Raw genomic sequence first — 13967 nt, forward strand, 5'->3', positions numbered from 1 at the left:
CTATTAAAAAAGTAATGAGAGAAAATATAATAGTAAAAGGAGTAGAAGATGAGAAGACGAAAGAAAAAGGGAGCAGATTTAAAGCTACTTAGTTATGAAGAGTATGTAGTAGTAAATGCAGAGGACTATAAGGGAAGATGGAGAGATTATTTTGGAAATGATAATCCAATATATATAGAAATCGGTACGGGCAGAGGACAGTTTATAACTACTTGGGCTAAAAATAATCCTCATATAAACTTTATTGCTATGGAAATGAAGGAAGAAGTTCTTTTAAAGGCCGTTGAAAAATCCCATGAAGCTAATTCTAAAAACATTGCCTTTCTATGGAAGGATGCTAATAAATTAGAAGAGTATTTTAATGAAAATGAGTTAAGCAGAATTTTTATAAATTTCTGTGACCCATGGCCTAAAAAGAGATGGGCAAAAAGAAGATTAACTCATCATAGCTTTTTAAATATGTACAAGACCCTATTAAAAGAAAGTGGAGAAGTACATTTTAAAACAGATAATGAAAAACTATTTGAATTTTCATTGAATGAATTTGCAGGAGCAGATTGGAAACTGAAGAATATTTCTTTAGATTTACATAATAGCGAATTTGAAGAAAATATTACTACAGAGTATGAGGACAAGTTTGTGGCTCAAGGTCTTAAAATATACAGATTAGAAGGTATGGCTAAATAAGAAAAGGTTATCTATTTTGATAACCTTCTCTTATTTTTTTGTAAGCTAATGGTATGTGAACTTACTTCAGTCATATAAATAAAAAATATTTTATAAGGTAAGTCACTATCAGACTAAATAGTGTGAATCTTATAAGTAGGGTAGAAGGTTCACAATTGTTTACAGCAGAGGATGTTCTGATGTTCCACCTTCTAAAAAATTTTCATTTATATTCCTTTGTAAGTAGCTAAAGTTTATTGAGTTTGAAAAAATAAACCCCAAACCCTAAACTCTAAACCTTGTGAGAACTTTAGTATGTTATTTAATAAAACTAAATTTATAAATGAGATTCGGATTTCATAAGTATATATATATTTCCCAGGCAAAGATAGGGATTGTGATATAATGGAAAAAAGAAAGGGTGGAGTGGTCATGATAGAAGAGAGAAGACGAGTGGTAATATCTAATAAAAAAGGTATTCATGCAAGGACTGCTGCAATGATAACTTCATTTGTAAATAATATTAGGACAAAGTATAATGTGAAATTATATATTCAAAAGGAGAATGATGAAAGTAGACTCCCTCTTGCTAATATGTTAACTTTAGCTGCTTTAAGAATTAAAAAAGGTGATGTATTATATGTAATTGCAGAGGGAAAAAATGGAAAAGAGGCTATTGAAGAGATTAGCAACTATATATCTGGCGAGATAGATCAAAGGGTAAATAATATAGATGAAATAGATAAATTATTAGAAGAGCATACCATAAATATTACTAGTGAGTTAAAATCCATAAGGGAGATTAAAAATAAATTTGGAAGTATATTAAATCACATGGGTGATGGGATTTGCCTTATGGATAATAGAGGTATAATAACATATTTAAATCCAGCCTATGAAAATATATTTAATATTAAAAAAAACGATCTAATAGGACGTGATGTAAAAAAAGTCTGTCCAAGTAGACCAAGCATAGGTTTATTAGATACTAAAGAAAAGATAATAGATATTTTAATAAGGGGAAAGGATGGGAAAAGAATACTATCTAGTTCAGTCCCCATATTCGCCCAAAATAAATTTAAGGGTGTAATAACTACTTATAAGGATGTGACAGAATTAGAGGAAGTAATTCAAAGACTCCATAAGGCAGAAGAAAAGATTAAATATTATGAAGAAGAACTTAATAAAAATAATTATGTGGACGAAGCCTTTAATATAATCATAGGTAATAGTTCTCTTTTAAAGGACGTGAAAAGATTAGCCTCTAAGGCCGCTAGAACCTCTGTTAATGTAATGATTAGGGGAGAAAGTGGTACTGGAAAGGAATTGGTGGCTAAGGCTATACATGGAGCTAGTAAAAGAAAGGAAGAAGCCTTTATTAAAGTGAATTGTGCTGCCATACCGGAGAATTTATTAGAAAGTGAATTATTTGGATACGAAAAGGGAGCATTTACAGGAGCTGCTAAAAGAAAGATAGGTAAGTTTGAGCTGGCAAATGGTGGGACTTTGTTTTTAGATGAAATAGGAGAAATAAATTATAATCTCCAAGCTAAACTTTTAAGGGCTATACAAGAAAAGGAAATAGAGCGTCTTGGTGGTAATGAAGTGATCAAGATAGATATTAAAATAATCTGTGCCACAAATAGAAATTTAGAAGATATGGTAAATAATCATGAGTTTAGGGAAGATTTGTATTATAGATTAAATGTAATTCCCATTGTATTACCACCCCTTAGAAATAGAAAAGAGGATATTGGATTATTAGCAGAACATTTTGTAGAAAAAATTTGTAAGGAAGAGGGAATGGATGGAAAACAAATATCTAGGCATGTCTTAAGTCATCTAAAGGAATATTGCTGGCCAGGAAATATTAGGGAATTGGAAAATATTATTACAAGAGCTATAACCTTAAGTGATAGTGAACAGATAGATGTGGATACTTTTCCTAGTTACATGAAGAATGAGAAAAGAAAAAATGATGGGTTGATAAATTTTATCAATGGAGATTTGGCTAGAATGGAAGAATATGACAGAGAAATAGTAAGGTTAGCTTTGAAAAAGCACAAAAGTTTCAATAAAGCAGCCAAGGCCTTAGGTCTTACCCATAGAACCATATCATTAAAGGCTAAAAAATATAATTTAATTTAGAATGTTTGATAAATTTTATCTTGGGTTGATAAAATTTATCAACTTTTTTTATTTATATACATGTATAAGAGAGAGCATATTAAGGGGTAAAGTAAAATATAATGCCTAGAAGGATTGAAATAACTTACATATAGAAGTGGATAAAGAAAAAAGATGAAATTGGCATGTGGTTTGCATTACATATTAACGACAATGAATTTCCCTTTAGGGAAAACGTTATCTATAAATAGAATGTGAAAAAGATAAAAAAATGAAGGAATATGGAAAAAAATAGGAGGAAAAGAAATGGTAAAGAGAGAAGTAATAGTTAAGGAAAAGAATGGATTACATGCAAGACCAGCAGGAATTGTAGTTAAGGAATGTAGTCAATTTAAAAGTACTATAGAAATTGAATATAAGGGAAAGAAGATAAATGCTAAAAGCATAATGGGTGTTATGGCTCTAGGCGTTAAAGAGAATGAAGCTATAACTATTATGGCAAATGGTGAAGATGAAGAATTGGCAGTAAAGGCATTAGTTAGTTTAGTTGAATCTAATTTTGGACTTTAAAGATTAACCTTATTATAATAGAAACCTTTAAGATTAAGTAACTATATTTAAAAGAGAGGGGATTAATTATGAAAAAAATAATTAACCAAGTGGAAAATATCGTTGACGAAATGCTAAAAGGAATAGTTAAGGCTCACCCAGATCACTTAAAGAGAGTTGAAGGATTTAATGTTTTAGTTAGAAAGGATGCTCCAGTAGCTGGAAAGGTAGCTTTAATCAGTGGCGGTGGAAGTGGTCATGAACCATCCCATGGTGGATTTGTAGGAAGGGGTATGTTAGATGGTGCAGTAGCAGGAGAAGTATTCACATCACCTACTCCAGATCAAGTGTTTGAAGGTATTAAGGTCATTGACTCAGGTAAGGGAGTATTATTAATAATAAAGAATTATTCAGGAGACGTAATGAACTTTGAAATGGCAGCAGAAATGGCTGAAATGGAAGGCATTAAAGTTGATAAAGTTATTGTAAATGATGATGTGGCTGTTGAAAATAGTACGTATACAACAGGTAGAAGAGGAGTTGCAGGAACTATATTTGTACATAAAATTGCAGGAGCTGCAGCTGAAGAAGGAATGGAATTATCAGAAGTTAAGAGAGTAGCAGAAAAGGTAATAGCTAATACGAGAACTATGGGAATGTCTTTAGGGCCATGTATAGTTCCAGCGGCAGGAAAGCCAAGCTTTGAGCTTGGAGAAGAGGAAATAGAGATGGGTCTTGGTATCCATGGAGAGCCTGGAACTCATAGAGAAAGTATTTCTAGTGCTGATGAAATTACTACTCATATGGTAGAAAAAATATTAAGTGATATACCATTTGATGAAGGTCAAGAAGTGGCCGTATTAGTTAATGGACTAGGGGCTACTCCACTTATGGAATTATATATAGCAAATAGAAAAGTGGCTGAGTTATTAGAAGAGAGAAAGCTTAAGACTGTAAAAACTATAGTAGGAAACTTTATGACATCTCTTGAAATGCCAGGATTCTCAGTAAGTATTATTAAATTAGATAAAGAGTTAAAAGAATTATTAGAAAAAACTGCAGATACACCTGCTTATAAATAAAAGTCTATTTACTATGAATTGGCCAAGTGTTAAAGACTTGGCCAATAGACTTAGTAATAAAAAAGGAGATGTTATTTTAATGAATAAGGAAATGTTTTTAAAGGCATTAGAGCTTTTATCTGATAGAATAATAGATAGTAAAGAATTATTAAATGATTTAGATACTCAAATAGGAGACTCAGACCATGGTTCAAACATGACCAGGGGATTTACTGAGGCTAAGAAGAAGATAGATATGGTTAAGGATAAGGATTTTAGTACTATACTAAAGACCATAGCCATGACTTTAATCTCCACTGTAGGCGGAGCTTCAGGGCCACTATATGGAACAGCTTTCCTAAAAGCATCCATGTCAGTTAAGGATAGGGAAGTTTTGGTAGGAGAAGACTTTATAAAAATTCATGAAAATGTTATTAGTGGTATAAAGCAAAGAGGACATGCTGAACGTGGTCACAAGACCATGTTAGATGCCATTATTCCAGCCTATGAAGCTTTTAAAGAGAGTATAGAGGCAGGTGAAGATTTAAAGATAGCATCCCAAAAGGCTACCGATGCAGCCAAGGAAGGTATGGAATATACTAAGGGGATTAAAGCTATTAAAGGAAGAGCAAGCTTCTTAGGAGATAGAAGTATAGGCCATGTGGATCCAGGTGCAACTTCTAGCTTCATTATAATAAATGCAATTAATGATGTGATAAAGGAAGGATAGTGAATTAAAAAATGGTAGGTATAGTTGTAGTATCACACAGTAATAAACTTGCAGAGGAAGTAATTAAAATAAGTATGCAGATGTGTCAATCAAATGAGCTTAAAATAGCAGCAGCTGGAGGAACTTTTGACAATAGGTTTGGAACAGATGCGAATAGAATTATGGAGGCAATTACTGAGGTAGATACAGGTGATGGCGTAGTTATATTGGTAGATTTAGGTAGTGCCATTATGAGTGCAGAGTTGGCCATAGAATTTCTAGGTGATGTGGTGGCTAAAAATGTACATATAGCTGACGCACCTATTGTGGAAGGGTCTATTGCTGCCGTAAGTCAAGCATCTATAGGAGCAACCCTACAGGAAGTAATAACTGCTGCTGAGGATGCTAAAAATTATCCAAAGAAATAATTAGAAAGGGATATAACGAGAGTTATATCCCTTTTATTTTGTAGAAAACCATATCTATGTCTATGGTGTTTAAATGAAGATTAAATCATGTCTTTATAAGAAGTGTGCCAATGAATATTTTTAAGAATTCTTTCAACACCTTCCTTATCCTTATTCTTAAAGCAATTAAGCATTTCTTTGTGTTCTTTATTAACTTGGGCAAGTACTTTAAAAAGTTTTTCCTTATCATCACTTAAGTAGGTTTGTCTAATGAAATTAAATCTATAGGAATTTAGAAGTTCTATTAGGGTATTGTTATTACACTTATTAATATATACATCATGGAACTCATTTTGAAATTGGGAATAGTCAGAGAAATTGGTGTATTTAATTGAAATATTAATCTTTTCAAGAAGTTCTTCCATTTTTAATATTTCAGTTTCTGTTAGATTGTCTATTGACAAAGAAGCGGCTAGAGCATCTAAGTTACCAATAATTTGATATATTTCAAGTTTTTTAGTAATATCAAATTCTTTTACAATAAAACCCTTTCTAGGTATATATTCAAGTAAATTTTCTGAAGACAATTGAATTAATGCTTCCCTTGCAGGCGTTCTACTAATTTCTAGTTCCCTACATATTTCTGATTCGTTTATTTTTTCTTCGGAAAGCAATTCTCCATTTTGAATTTTCTTTGATATGTATTCATACACATGATCTTTTAAAGATTTATACTTAGGCATGGCATTTTATCTCCTATCTTTTCAATTTGTATATTATATATTATATATTTTTTAAACTAAATATTACTATTTCATAGTGAAAATCTGGATATTTGTGGAAAACTTAACGATGTTTTTTGCTTAAATATAGTAATAAAAAATATAATATACAATATATTTTACTAAGAACATAATTTGATCACATGAAATTTTGAGGGGGGTAAAAAATGAATAAAAAGCCGTACATAGTAGTTGAATGGAATGACACTGAAAGTTCTGCAAAGGGGTGGTTATGTGCGTACAATTTCGTAAACCATTACTGTGGTGGAGGAACAAGGATGCATCCTACAGTTACAAAGGAAGAGGTTGTAAGACTGGCAACAACAATGGGATATAAGTACAAAGCTTGTGAGTCTCAAACTACTGGCGGATGCAAAGGTGGAATAGCATATGATTATAAAGCACCTGATGCTAAAGATGTTTTAAGAAGATATCTTACTGCAATGGCTCCGTATATTAATGCAGGTGTATCAATTGGCGGAGATTTAGGTGTTGATTACGGTGATGTTTTAGAAATATTAGATGATCTTGACATAGGCTTACCTCAAACAAAAGAAATGAGAAATGACCCTAAAATTCAAAAATATATACAAAATCATGATGATGCTTGTGATCTTACTTATGATGGATTTAAAATGTACGATATGATAACAGGATATGGCTGTGCCCATTCCCTTGATGAAGCTTGGAAGTTTAGAAATGGTAAGAATGGAGCCCGTGTAGTATTACAAGGCTTTGGCTGTGTTGGTGCAAGTATGGCCTATTGTTTAGATGAAATGGGTTACAAAATTGTTGGTATTGCTGATGCTAATTGTCTTGTTACTTGTGAAGATGGCCTTGATGTTAAAAAGTTGGTAGAAACTAAAAAGCCTAAAGGAGAAATGGATCCTGAATATTTTAAAGATAACTATGTTGTTAGATCAAATACTGAGTGGTTGGATGTGGATTGTGACATTTTAGTACCTGCTGCCCTTGAAGATGTTATTAACAAAGATAATGCACATAAGGTTAAAGCATCTCTAATTGTTGAAGCGGCAAACATTCCTGTAACAGAAGAAGCTGATGAAATTCTTGCCAAAAAAGACGTGGATATCTGTGTTGATTTTGTAGCTAACCTTGGTGGAATAAGGATTTATGAAGCGCTAGTATTCGGTATAATTGATAAAATTCCTCAAGATATTGTTGATGACACTACATCCATAATACGAAGACAGACTAAATTAATATTTGAAGAGGCTAAAAAACAAGGTAAAACTCAACGTGAAGTTGCCCGAGAAATCTTTACTCCTGATGTATTTGATACACCAGATATATAAGTGAGTAGGTTGTTGAATAACTAGGATGACTTTGCTTAAAAGAGAATCATTAAATATAGTTATTCAACAACCTTTATGTAAATTGTGGAGGTGTAATATGGAAAAATTAATAGTACATGGGGAAAGTTGTAAAAGTTGTAAATATTGTATAAATGCTTGTCCTAAAGAGGCCCTTTCAGTAACAACCCATATAAATGATAAAGGATATGCCACTGTTGCGGTTGATCAAAAAAAGTGTGTCTGTTGTGGTATATGCTACAATGTTTGTCCAGACTATGTGTTTGAAATTCAGAAAGGCGAGGTGTAGTAAATGGGAAAACAGCTTATGAAAGGTAATGAGGCAATAGCCGAAGCGGCAGTAAGAGCAGGATGTAAATTTTTCGCTGGTTATCCCATCACACCACAAAGTGAAATACTTGAATATCTTTCTTGGAGGCTTCCTCAAGCAGATGGAGTATTTGTACAAAGTGAATCAGAAATAGCAGGTATTTCAATGGTTTATGGTGCAGCAGCTTCTGGATTTAGAACCATGACAAGTTCATCAGGACCAGGATATAGCTTACTTCAAGAAGGGATTTCTTATATTGCGTCTGCTGAACTTCCATGCCTGATTGTGAATGTAATGAGATATGGGTCTGGCCTTGGGGATATATTTGTAGGCCAGAGTGATTATTGGCAAGCAGTTAAAAATGGTGGCCATGGTGACTATCGTTCTATTGTATATGCACCAGCATCTGTTCAAGAAACTGCAGAACTTGTTATTTCAGGTTTTGATACAGCAGAAAAATATAGAAATCCAGTTACTATTTTATCAGATGCATCTATCGGTCAGATGATGGAACCTGTAGAACTACCAGCAATGAAAGAACATGATCCAGATAAATTTCAATGGTCATTAAAGGGGAAAGGGGACGGAGAATTTAGAAGAGTAACTTCAGTTATGTATTTTCAAGAAAATTATGATGATTATATAGCTTCAAAATATAAAAAGATAGAAGAAAATGAACAGCTTTGGGAAGAGTTTCAAACGGAAGATGCGGAAATTGTTTTAGTGTCATATGGAATATCTTCAAGAATCTGTGAAGAGGCTGTATCAATGGCAAGGAAAGATGGTTTAAAAGTTGGACTTATAAGGCCCATATCCTTATATCCATTCCCTGTTAAAGCCTTTGAAAAACTAAATAATGTAAAGTCTTTTATTTCAGTAGAAATGACTGCCCTTGCACAAATGGCAGAAGATGTTGCTTTAGCATGTAAAATGAAAAATCCAGTTTATTCCCTAGGCGGTGGAATGGTAATCTATGAAGCCTCTGACGTATATGCAAAAATAAATGAAGTAATTGAGGGAAATGCAAAGGAGGTATTTTAGATTATGATTAAGAAAAAACCTGCAGCCTGTTTTGTAGATAATAAGTATTGTCCTGGATGCGGACATGGTACTGTAAACCGTCTTGTTGGAGAAGTTCTTGAAGAAATGGGTGTTGACAAAGATGCTATAGGTGCTATAGCAGTAGGTTGTTCTTCCCTTATGCCTGAAACTTTTGCTATAGATTGTATTCAAGCACAACATGGTAGAGCAGCAGCTGTTGCTGTTGGCATAAAAAGATGTCGCCCTGATAAAACTGTATTCTCATATCAGGGTGATGGTGATGCATTAGCTATTGGATTTTCTGAAACCATGTATGCAGCCATAAGAAATGAGAATATTACTGTTATATTCGTGAATAATGGAAACTTTGGTATGACGGGAGGCCAAATGGCACCTACCACATTAGAAGGTCAAAAAACAACAACCTCTCCCTATGGACGCGATATAGGCACAACGGGACATCCTCTTAATGTAATTCAGATGATGGAAAATCTTAATGTTGCATACTTAGCTCGTGGGTCGGTAAGTAATAATAGAAATATTATGAAAACTAAAGAATACATAAGAAATGCCTTTGAGGCACAACAAAATAATGAGGGATATTCATTCGTAGAAATACTTTCTCCATGTCCAACTAATTGGGGGATGGATCCTCTTAAGGCTATGGAGCACATTGAAAATAATGTTATAAAAACTTACGAGTTAGGTGAATTCGTAAAGAGAGGTGAAAAAAATGCCTAATATTATATGTGCAGGTTTTGGTGGTCAAGGGGTTTTAACAGCTGGGTTAATAATTGCAAAGACAGGTATGAACAATAATAAAAATGTCACATGGATACCATCTTATGGTTCAGAAATGAGAGGTGGTACGGCCAACTGTAACGTTAAAATATCTGATAGTAAGATATCCAGTCCCTTTGTTAAGGAAATAGATATTCTTGTGGCTATGAACATGCCATCTATTGCAAAGTTTGAACCCATGTTACGACCAGGAGGCATTATTATCTCTAATAAAAGTATTGTTAAGGATTGGGATTTTAGAAGTGACATTAGAGTTGTAGAGGTTAATGCTACAACTATAGCAGATGAAATGGCAAATCCTAAAGGGTCAAATATTGTTATGCTTGGAGCTTTAGCAAAAACAGGTGAATTGTTCGATAAGGATACGATGGAAAAGGGTATTGAAGAATTTTTTGTTTCAAAGGGTAAAGATAATCCTAAGAATGGAGAATGTTTTATAAAGGGTTTTGAAAGTGTAATAATATAGATTAACCATGTCAAATCTAAATGTATGTGAACTTACTTCGGTCATATAAATAAAAACGTTTATAAGGTAAGCCACTATCAGATTATAGAGTGTTCACAATTGTTTACAGCTTAGGATGTTCTGTTGTTCCACCTTATAAAAATTTTTCATTCATATTCCCTTGTAAGTAGCTAGAGTTTATTGAGTTTGGAAGAGGTATTTCTATAGATGGAGGATGAAGATGGATATAAAAAAATTATTAAGTCCTGATAGGATTGCAGTTATTGGAGCTAGTGAGAAAGATGGTTTTGGTGGGGATACCTGCCGTAATGTAATTACTTATATGAAGGAAGGTTCATATTATTTTGTTAATCCTAAAAGGGATATGGTTTTAGGGGAAAAATGTTATCATTCTATTGATGAAATCCCTGAAAATATAGATCTTGTTGTTCTATGTACTCCAAAGAGTACCGTTGAAGGTTTGATTAAAAAAGCTTCTATTAAAGGTGCAAAGGCAGCAGTTGTATACGCAAGTGGGTATTCAGAAGTGGGAACAAAAGAAGGTAAAGAGGCTGAAGAATCACTTATTAACCTTTGTAAAGAACTTGATATTGCCCTTATGGGACCTAATTGTGCAGGTTATGTTAATTTCATAAAGGGGGTTTCATCCTTTGCTTTCATATCAGAGGAAAGGGATAGAAAGGGAGCAGTAGGAATCGTTTCACAAAGTGGCCAACTGATTCTTTCCATGATGGATAATCCCAAAATGAAATTTTCCCATGCCATTTCATCAGGTAACAGCATTGTATGTAAAATGGAAGATTATCTAGATTTCCTTGTGGATGATGAAGATACAAAGGTAATAGCCATGTTCCTTGAAGGTGTAAAAGATACAGAACATTTTATTAAAGGACTTAAAAAAGCAGCTATTAAAGGAAAACCTGTTGTTGTATTAAAAACAGGTCGATCTGAAAAGGGACAGAAAATAGCTGCATCACATACGGGAAGTCTTTCAGGTGCTGATAAGGTATATGATGCACTCTTTAAGAAATTTGGAGTTATTAGGGTTGATGATTTAGAAGAATTAATGTCAACGGCAATGGCCATGGCAGTACTTAAGAAAATGCCACAAATACCAAATTTTGCAGCTATGAGTCTATCTGGGGGAGAGACAGGAATATGTGCTGACTTAGGAGAACTACACGGTGTAAAATTTATGGACTTTTCATGTGAAACATTAGAAAAACTAAATGAACTACTGCCTTCTTATGCCACACCAAATAATCCCCTTGATATGACAGCAACACTTTCCTATGATGTTGAAAAATTTGCTATGGCCCTTGAAACAGTTATGTCAGATCCTTCAGTAGGTCTTGTGGCTGTAGGATATACTTTACTTCAGGAAATAGCTGATCCTGCTATCCATTACATGGCTAAAAGTATGGAAATAGTCTGTGCTAAACCTGAGTCAAAGCCATTAGTAATGATACCATTTGCAGAAAATACTAGAAATGATGAATATAGAGAAAAGCTAGCGAAAATAGGTGTGCCTGTTCTTCCAACTTCTAATTACGCTTTCAAAATTCTAAGGAATATTGCAGACTTTGTGTCTTATGATCCATCAAAACATGATCTAAAAGTGGAAATCCCTAATGAAATTGAAGGTAGTGGAGGAGTTTTAACTGAGTCTGAAAGCAAGGAGATAGTAGGGAAATATGGAATACCGTTTCCTAAGTGTGTAGTGGCCAAATCTGAAGAGGAAGCAGTTAAGGCAATTGAAGAAGTAGGATACCCTATTGTGGCTAAAATAGACAGTCCTGATATTCTTCATAAATCAGATATAGGGTGCGTTAAACTAAATCTTAATAGTGAGACAGAGGTAAGATCAGCATATAATCATATTATTAGGAATGCAAAAGAACATTGTCCAGATGCTAGAATTTCTGGAGTACAAATAAATAATATGGTAGATAGTGGTATTGAAATGATTATTGGCGTAAATAATGACCCTCAATTTGGACCATGTATATTATGCGGTTTAGGTGGTGTATTTGTAGAAGTATTTAAGGACACTGCCATTAGAATTGCTCCTGTTTCTTATGATGAAGCATATGAAATGGTCACATCTTTAAAAGGAATAAAGCTATTAGAAGGATACAGAGGAAATAAGCCTGCAGACATAGGTGCATATGTGGAGGCTATAGTAAATGTATCAAGACTTGCTTGCGAACATAAAGACACAATGAAAGAACTGGATATAAATCCTATTTTTCTATATGAAAAGGGTATTTGTGCAGTGGATGCTTTATTTGTAAAAAAATAAATTTTATGGGGGAATAATATGAGCGATAAAGCAAGAAAATATTTAGCTATTTTTTCATTGTCTATAGCTGGAGGATCCATATACTTAATTCCATTTCTAAAATATGTATTTTATGATTATCAAATTGAAGCCATGGGAATAACCAATCAACAATCGGGTTTACTTTTAACCATGTACGGAATAGGATGTATGTTGCTTTATGTACCTGGAGGTATAGTTGCTGATAAATTTTCACCTAAAAAGTGTCTCTTATACTCACTCATAAGTACAACCATATTAACCTTAATATATGGTTTTACTAATAACTATACAGTAGCATTAGTAATTTGGCTGTTACTGGCAATAACTACAGCCTTTGTTTTCTGGTCTGCCTTAATGAAGACTCTAAGAATGATTGGTGATGAAAATGACCAGGGAAGAATTTTCGGTATCTACTATGCAGGTAATGGTATAACAGGTGCAGTAGGTAATGGTATAGCCTTATGGGCAGCTGGTCTTGCAAGTGATGCCAAAGGAAGTTTATTTAATGTTGTATTAGTTTATGCAATTTGTACTGGAGTTGCAGCAATAATGGTTGCCTTATTTCTAAAAGATGATAAAAATGAAAATGTTGAAACTTCAAAAGAAGATAAATTTAAAATGGAAGATGTAGTACAATTACTTAAAAATCCAATTGTATGGATATTTTCCTTAGTAATATTCTGTGGATACAGTGTATATAGTAGTACTTCATACTTCACACCATATCTTACAAATGTAGTAGGCATTTCGCCTGAGCAATCTGGAGTATATTCAATCATAAGAACATACCTGTTTATGTTACTTGCTCCTGTTGGCGGATATCTTGCTGATAAAGTATTTAAATCCACAAGTAAATGGTTTATGGTTGCATTTTCAGTTCTTGCCCTATTGTTTATAGGTGTAATAAATGTTCCAGCAGATGTAAATCCAACCTTCATAAGTATACTTACTCTTCTACCAGGGGCCTTTGGTCTTGCTCTTTATGGTGTATTGTTCTCCATAATTACTGAAGCGAAAATACCTGTAAGTGTTACTGCTACGGCAGTTGGTATAGCGTCCATTATAGGTTATTCTCCAGATTTATTCATGTCTGCCATGTTTGGTTCTTGGTTGGATAAATACGGTAATGGAGGATATACGTATATTTTCACCTTCCTTATGGGAGTTGGTCTTGTAGGAGCAACTGCATCTTACTTAATAAGAAGACGTTGTAGAAATTTGGATAAGGTAGTTAGTGATTAAAATAAAAAGGGAATTAGTCTTATAAGGCTAGTTCCCTTTTTAAAATTAAATTCATCAATAATTTATACTGAAATATAAATAATTTTCACAAACTAGTTTTAATACTAAAAGTATGCTAAAATCATAATGGAAATTTTTATTAGAAAGGC

Annotated in this window: 14 protein-coding genes; 13 read left to right on the forward strand and 1 reads right to left on the reverse strand. The window is 33.4% G+C overall.

Annotation, left to right across the window (positions count from 1 at the left end):
- Positions 1-48 precede the first annotated feature (48 nt).
- The 6 genes from trmB (at position 49) to dhaM (ending at position 5540) form a co-directional block, all read left to right on the forward strand.
- Positions 49-687 carry a tRNA (guanosine(46)-N7)-methyltransferase TrmB gene (trmB, locus tag CCE28_RS03390; RefSeq protein WP_095131006.1) on the forward strand — a complete coding sequence of 213 codons (639 nt, stop codon included), beginning with the start codon at positions 49-51 and terminating at the stop codon, positions 685-687.
- 384 nt (positions 688-1071) lie between these two features.
- Positions 1072-2814, forward strand: a complete 1743-nt coding sequence (locus tag CCE28_RS03395; protein WP_242972880.1) for a sigma 54-interacting transcriptional regulator — start codon at positions 1072-1074, stop codon at positions 2812-2814.
- Between the two features lie 285 nt (positions 2815-3099).
- Complete coding sequence (locus CCE28_RS03400; RefSeq protein WP_095131008.1) at positions 3100-3363, forward strand: HPr family phosphocarrier protein; 264 nt, start codon at positions 3100-3102, stop codon at positions 3361-3363.
- 68 nt (positions 3364-3431) lie between these two features.
- A complete protein-coding gene (gene dhaK / locus CCE28_RS03405; protein WP_095131010.1) occupies positions 3432-4424 on the forward strand; it encodes a dihydroxyacetone kinase subunit DhaK in 993 nt (330 codons plus the stop codon).
- Positions 4425-4437: 13 nt separating this feature from the next.
- Positions 4438-5133, forward strand: coding sequence for a dihydroxyacetone kinase subunit DhaL (gene dhaL, locus CCE28_RS03410; protein WP_242972881.1), 696 nt, complete (start codon positions 4438-4440; stop codon positions 5131-5133).
- Positions 5134-5144: 11 nt separating this feature from the next.
- On the forward strand, positions 5145-5540 hold the full coding sequence (gene dhaM / locus CCE28_RS03415; protein WP_095131012.1) for a dihydroxyacetone kinase phosphoryl donor subunit DhaM: 396 nt from the start codon (positions 5145-5147) through the stop codon (positions 5538-5540).
- Between the two features lie 80 nt (positions 5541-5620).
- Here dhaM and CCE28_RS03420 read toward each other — a convergent pair whose 3' ends face one another.
- A complete protein-coding gene (locus CCE28_RS03420) occupies positions 5621-6262 on the reverse strand; it encodes a GntR family transcriptional regulator (protein WP_095131014.1) in 642 nt (213 codons plus the stop codon).
- Between the two features lie 206 nt (positions 6263-6468).
- On the opposite strand from CCE28_RS03420, the gene CCE28_RS03425 reads away from it, so the two are divergent.
- From CCE28_RS03425 to CCE28_RS03455, 7 genes are all read left to right on the forward strand, one after another.
- Positions 6469-7617 carry a Glu/Leu/Phe/Val family dehydrogenase gene (locus CCE28_RS03425; protein ID WP_095131016.1) on the forward strand — a complete coding sequence of 383 codons (1149 nt, stop codon included), beginning with the start codon at positions 6469-6471 and terminating at the stop codon, positions 7615-7617.
- Between the two features lie 97 nt (positions 7618-7714).
- Positions 7715-7924, forward strand: a complete 210-nt coding sequence (locus CCE28_RS03430) for a 4Fe-4S dicluster domain-containing protein (RefSeq protein WP_095131018.1) — start codon at positions 7715-7717, stop codon at positions 7922-7924.
- Positions 7925-7927: 3 nt separating this feature from the next.
- Positions 7928-8986 carry a 3-methyl-2-oxobutanoate dehydrogenase subunit VorB gene (gene vorB / locus CCE28_RS03435; RefSeq protein ID WP_095131020.1) on the forward strand — a complete coding sequence of 353 codons (1059 nt, stop codon included), beginning with the start codon at positions 7928-7930 and terminating at the stop codon, positions 8984-8986.
- 3 nt (positions 8987-8989) lie between these two features.
- Complete coding sequence (locus tag CCE28_RS03440) at positions 8990-9727, forward strand: thiamine pyrophosphate-dependent enzyme (protein WP_095131022.1); 738 nt, start codon at positions 8990-8992, stop codon at positions 9725-9727.
- On the forward strand, positions 9720-10253 hold the full coding sequence (locus CCE28_RS03445; RefSeq protein WP_095131024.1) for a 2-oxoacid:acceptor oxidoreductase family protein: 534 nt from the start codon (positions 9720-9722) through the stop codon (positions 10251-10253). The genes CCE28_RS03440 and CCE28_RS03445 overlap by 8 nt, the downstream gene beginning before the upstream one ends.
- Positions 10254-10473: 220 nt before the next feature.
- A complete protein-coding gene (locus CCE28_RS03450; protein WP_095131026.1) occupies positions 10474-12555 on the forward strand; it encodes an acetate--CoA ligase family protein in 2082 nt (693 codons plus the stop codon).
- Positions 12556-12573: 18 nt separating this feature from the next.
- Positions 12574-13818, forward strand: a complete 1245-nt coding sequence (locus CCE28_RS03455; RefSeq protein WP_095131028.1) for an MFS transporter — start codon at positions 12574-12576, stop codon at positions 13816-13818.
- Positions 13819-13967 lie beyond the last annotated feature (149 nt).

The sequence above is a fragment of the Anaeromicrobium sediminis genome, assembly GCF_002270055.1.
Taxonomy (GTDB): Bacteria; Bacillota; Clostridia; order Peptostreptococcales; family Thermotaleaceae; genus Anaeromicrobium; species Anaeromicrobium sediminis.

Excerpts from the sequence above, each read along its gene's own strand:
- trmB (WP_095131006.1), top strand. The coding sequence starts at position 49 with ATGAGAAGACGAAAGAAAAAGGGAGCAGATTTAAAGCTACTTAGTTAT.
- vorB (WP_095131020.1), top strand. The coding sequence starts at position 7,928 with ATGGGAAAACAGCTTATGAAAGGTAATGAGGCAATAGCCGAAGCGGCA.
- dhaK (WP_095131010.1), top strand. The coding sequence starts at position 3,432 with ATGAAAAAAATAATTAACCAAGTGGAAAATATCGTTGACGAAATGCTA.
- CCE28_RS03425 (WP_095131016.1), top strand. The coding sequence starts at position 6,469 with ATGAATAAAAAGCCGTACATAGTAGTTGAATGGAATGACACTGAAAGT.
- CCE28_RS03450 (WP_095131026.1), top strand. The coding sequence starts at position 10,474 with ATGGATATAAAAAAATTATTAAGTCCTGATAGGATTGCAGTTATTGGA.
- dhaM (WP_095131012.1), top strand. The coding sequence starts at position 5,145 with ATGGTAGGTATAGTTGTAGTATCACACAGTAATAAACTTGCAGAGGAA.
- CCE28_RS03445 (WP_095131024.1), top strand. The coding sequence starts at position 9,720 with ATGCCTAATATTATATGTGCAGGTTTTGGTGGTCAAGGGGTTTTAACA.
- CCE28_RS03420 (WP_095131014.1), bottom strand. The coding sequence starts at position 6,262 with ATGCCTAAGTATAAATCTTTAAAAGATCATGTGTATGAATACATATCA.
- CCE28_RS03395 (WP_242972880.1), top strand. The coding sequence starts at position 1,072 with ATGGAAAAAAGAAAGGGTGGAGTGGTCATGATAGAAGAGAGAAGACGA.
- CCE28_RS03455 (WP_095131028.1), top strand. The coding sequence starts at position 12,574 with ATGAGCGATAAAGCAAGAAAATATTTAGCTATTTTTTCATTGTCTATA.
- CCE28_RS03440 (WP_095131022.1), top strand. The coding sequence starts at position 8,990 with ATGATTAAGAAAAAACCTGCAGCCTGTTTTGTAGATAATAAGTATTGT.
- CCE28_RS03430 (WP_095131018.1), top strand. The coding sequence starts at position 7,715 with ATGGAAAAATTAATAGTACATGGGGAAAGTTGTAAAAGTTGTAAATAT.
- CCE28_RS03400 (WP_095131008.1), top strand. The coding sequence starts at position 3,100 with ATGGTAAAGAGAGAAGTAATAGTTAAGGAAAAGAATGGATTACATGCA.
- dhaL (WP_242972881.1), top strand. The coding sequence starts at position 4,438 with ATGAATTGGCCAAGTGTTAAAGACTTGGCCAATAGACTTAGTAATAAA.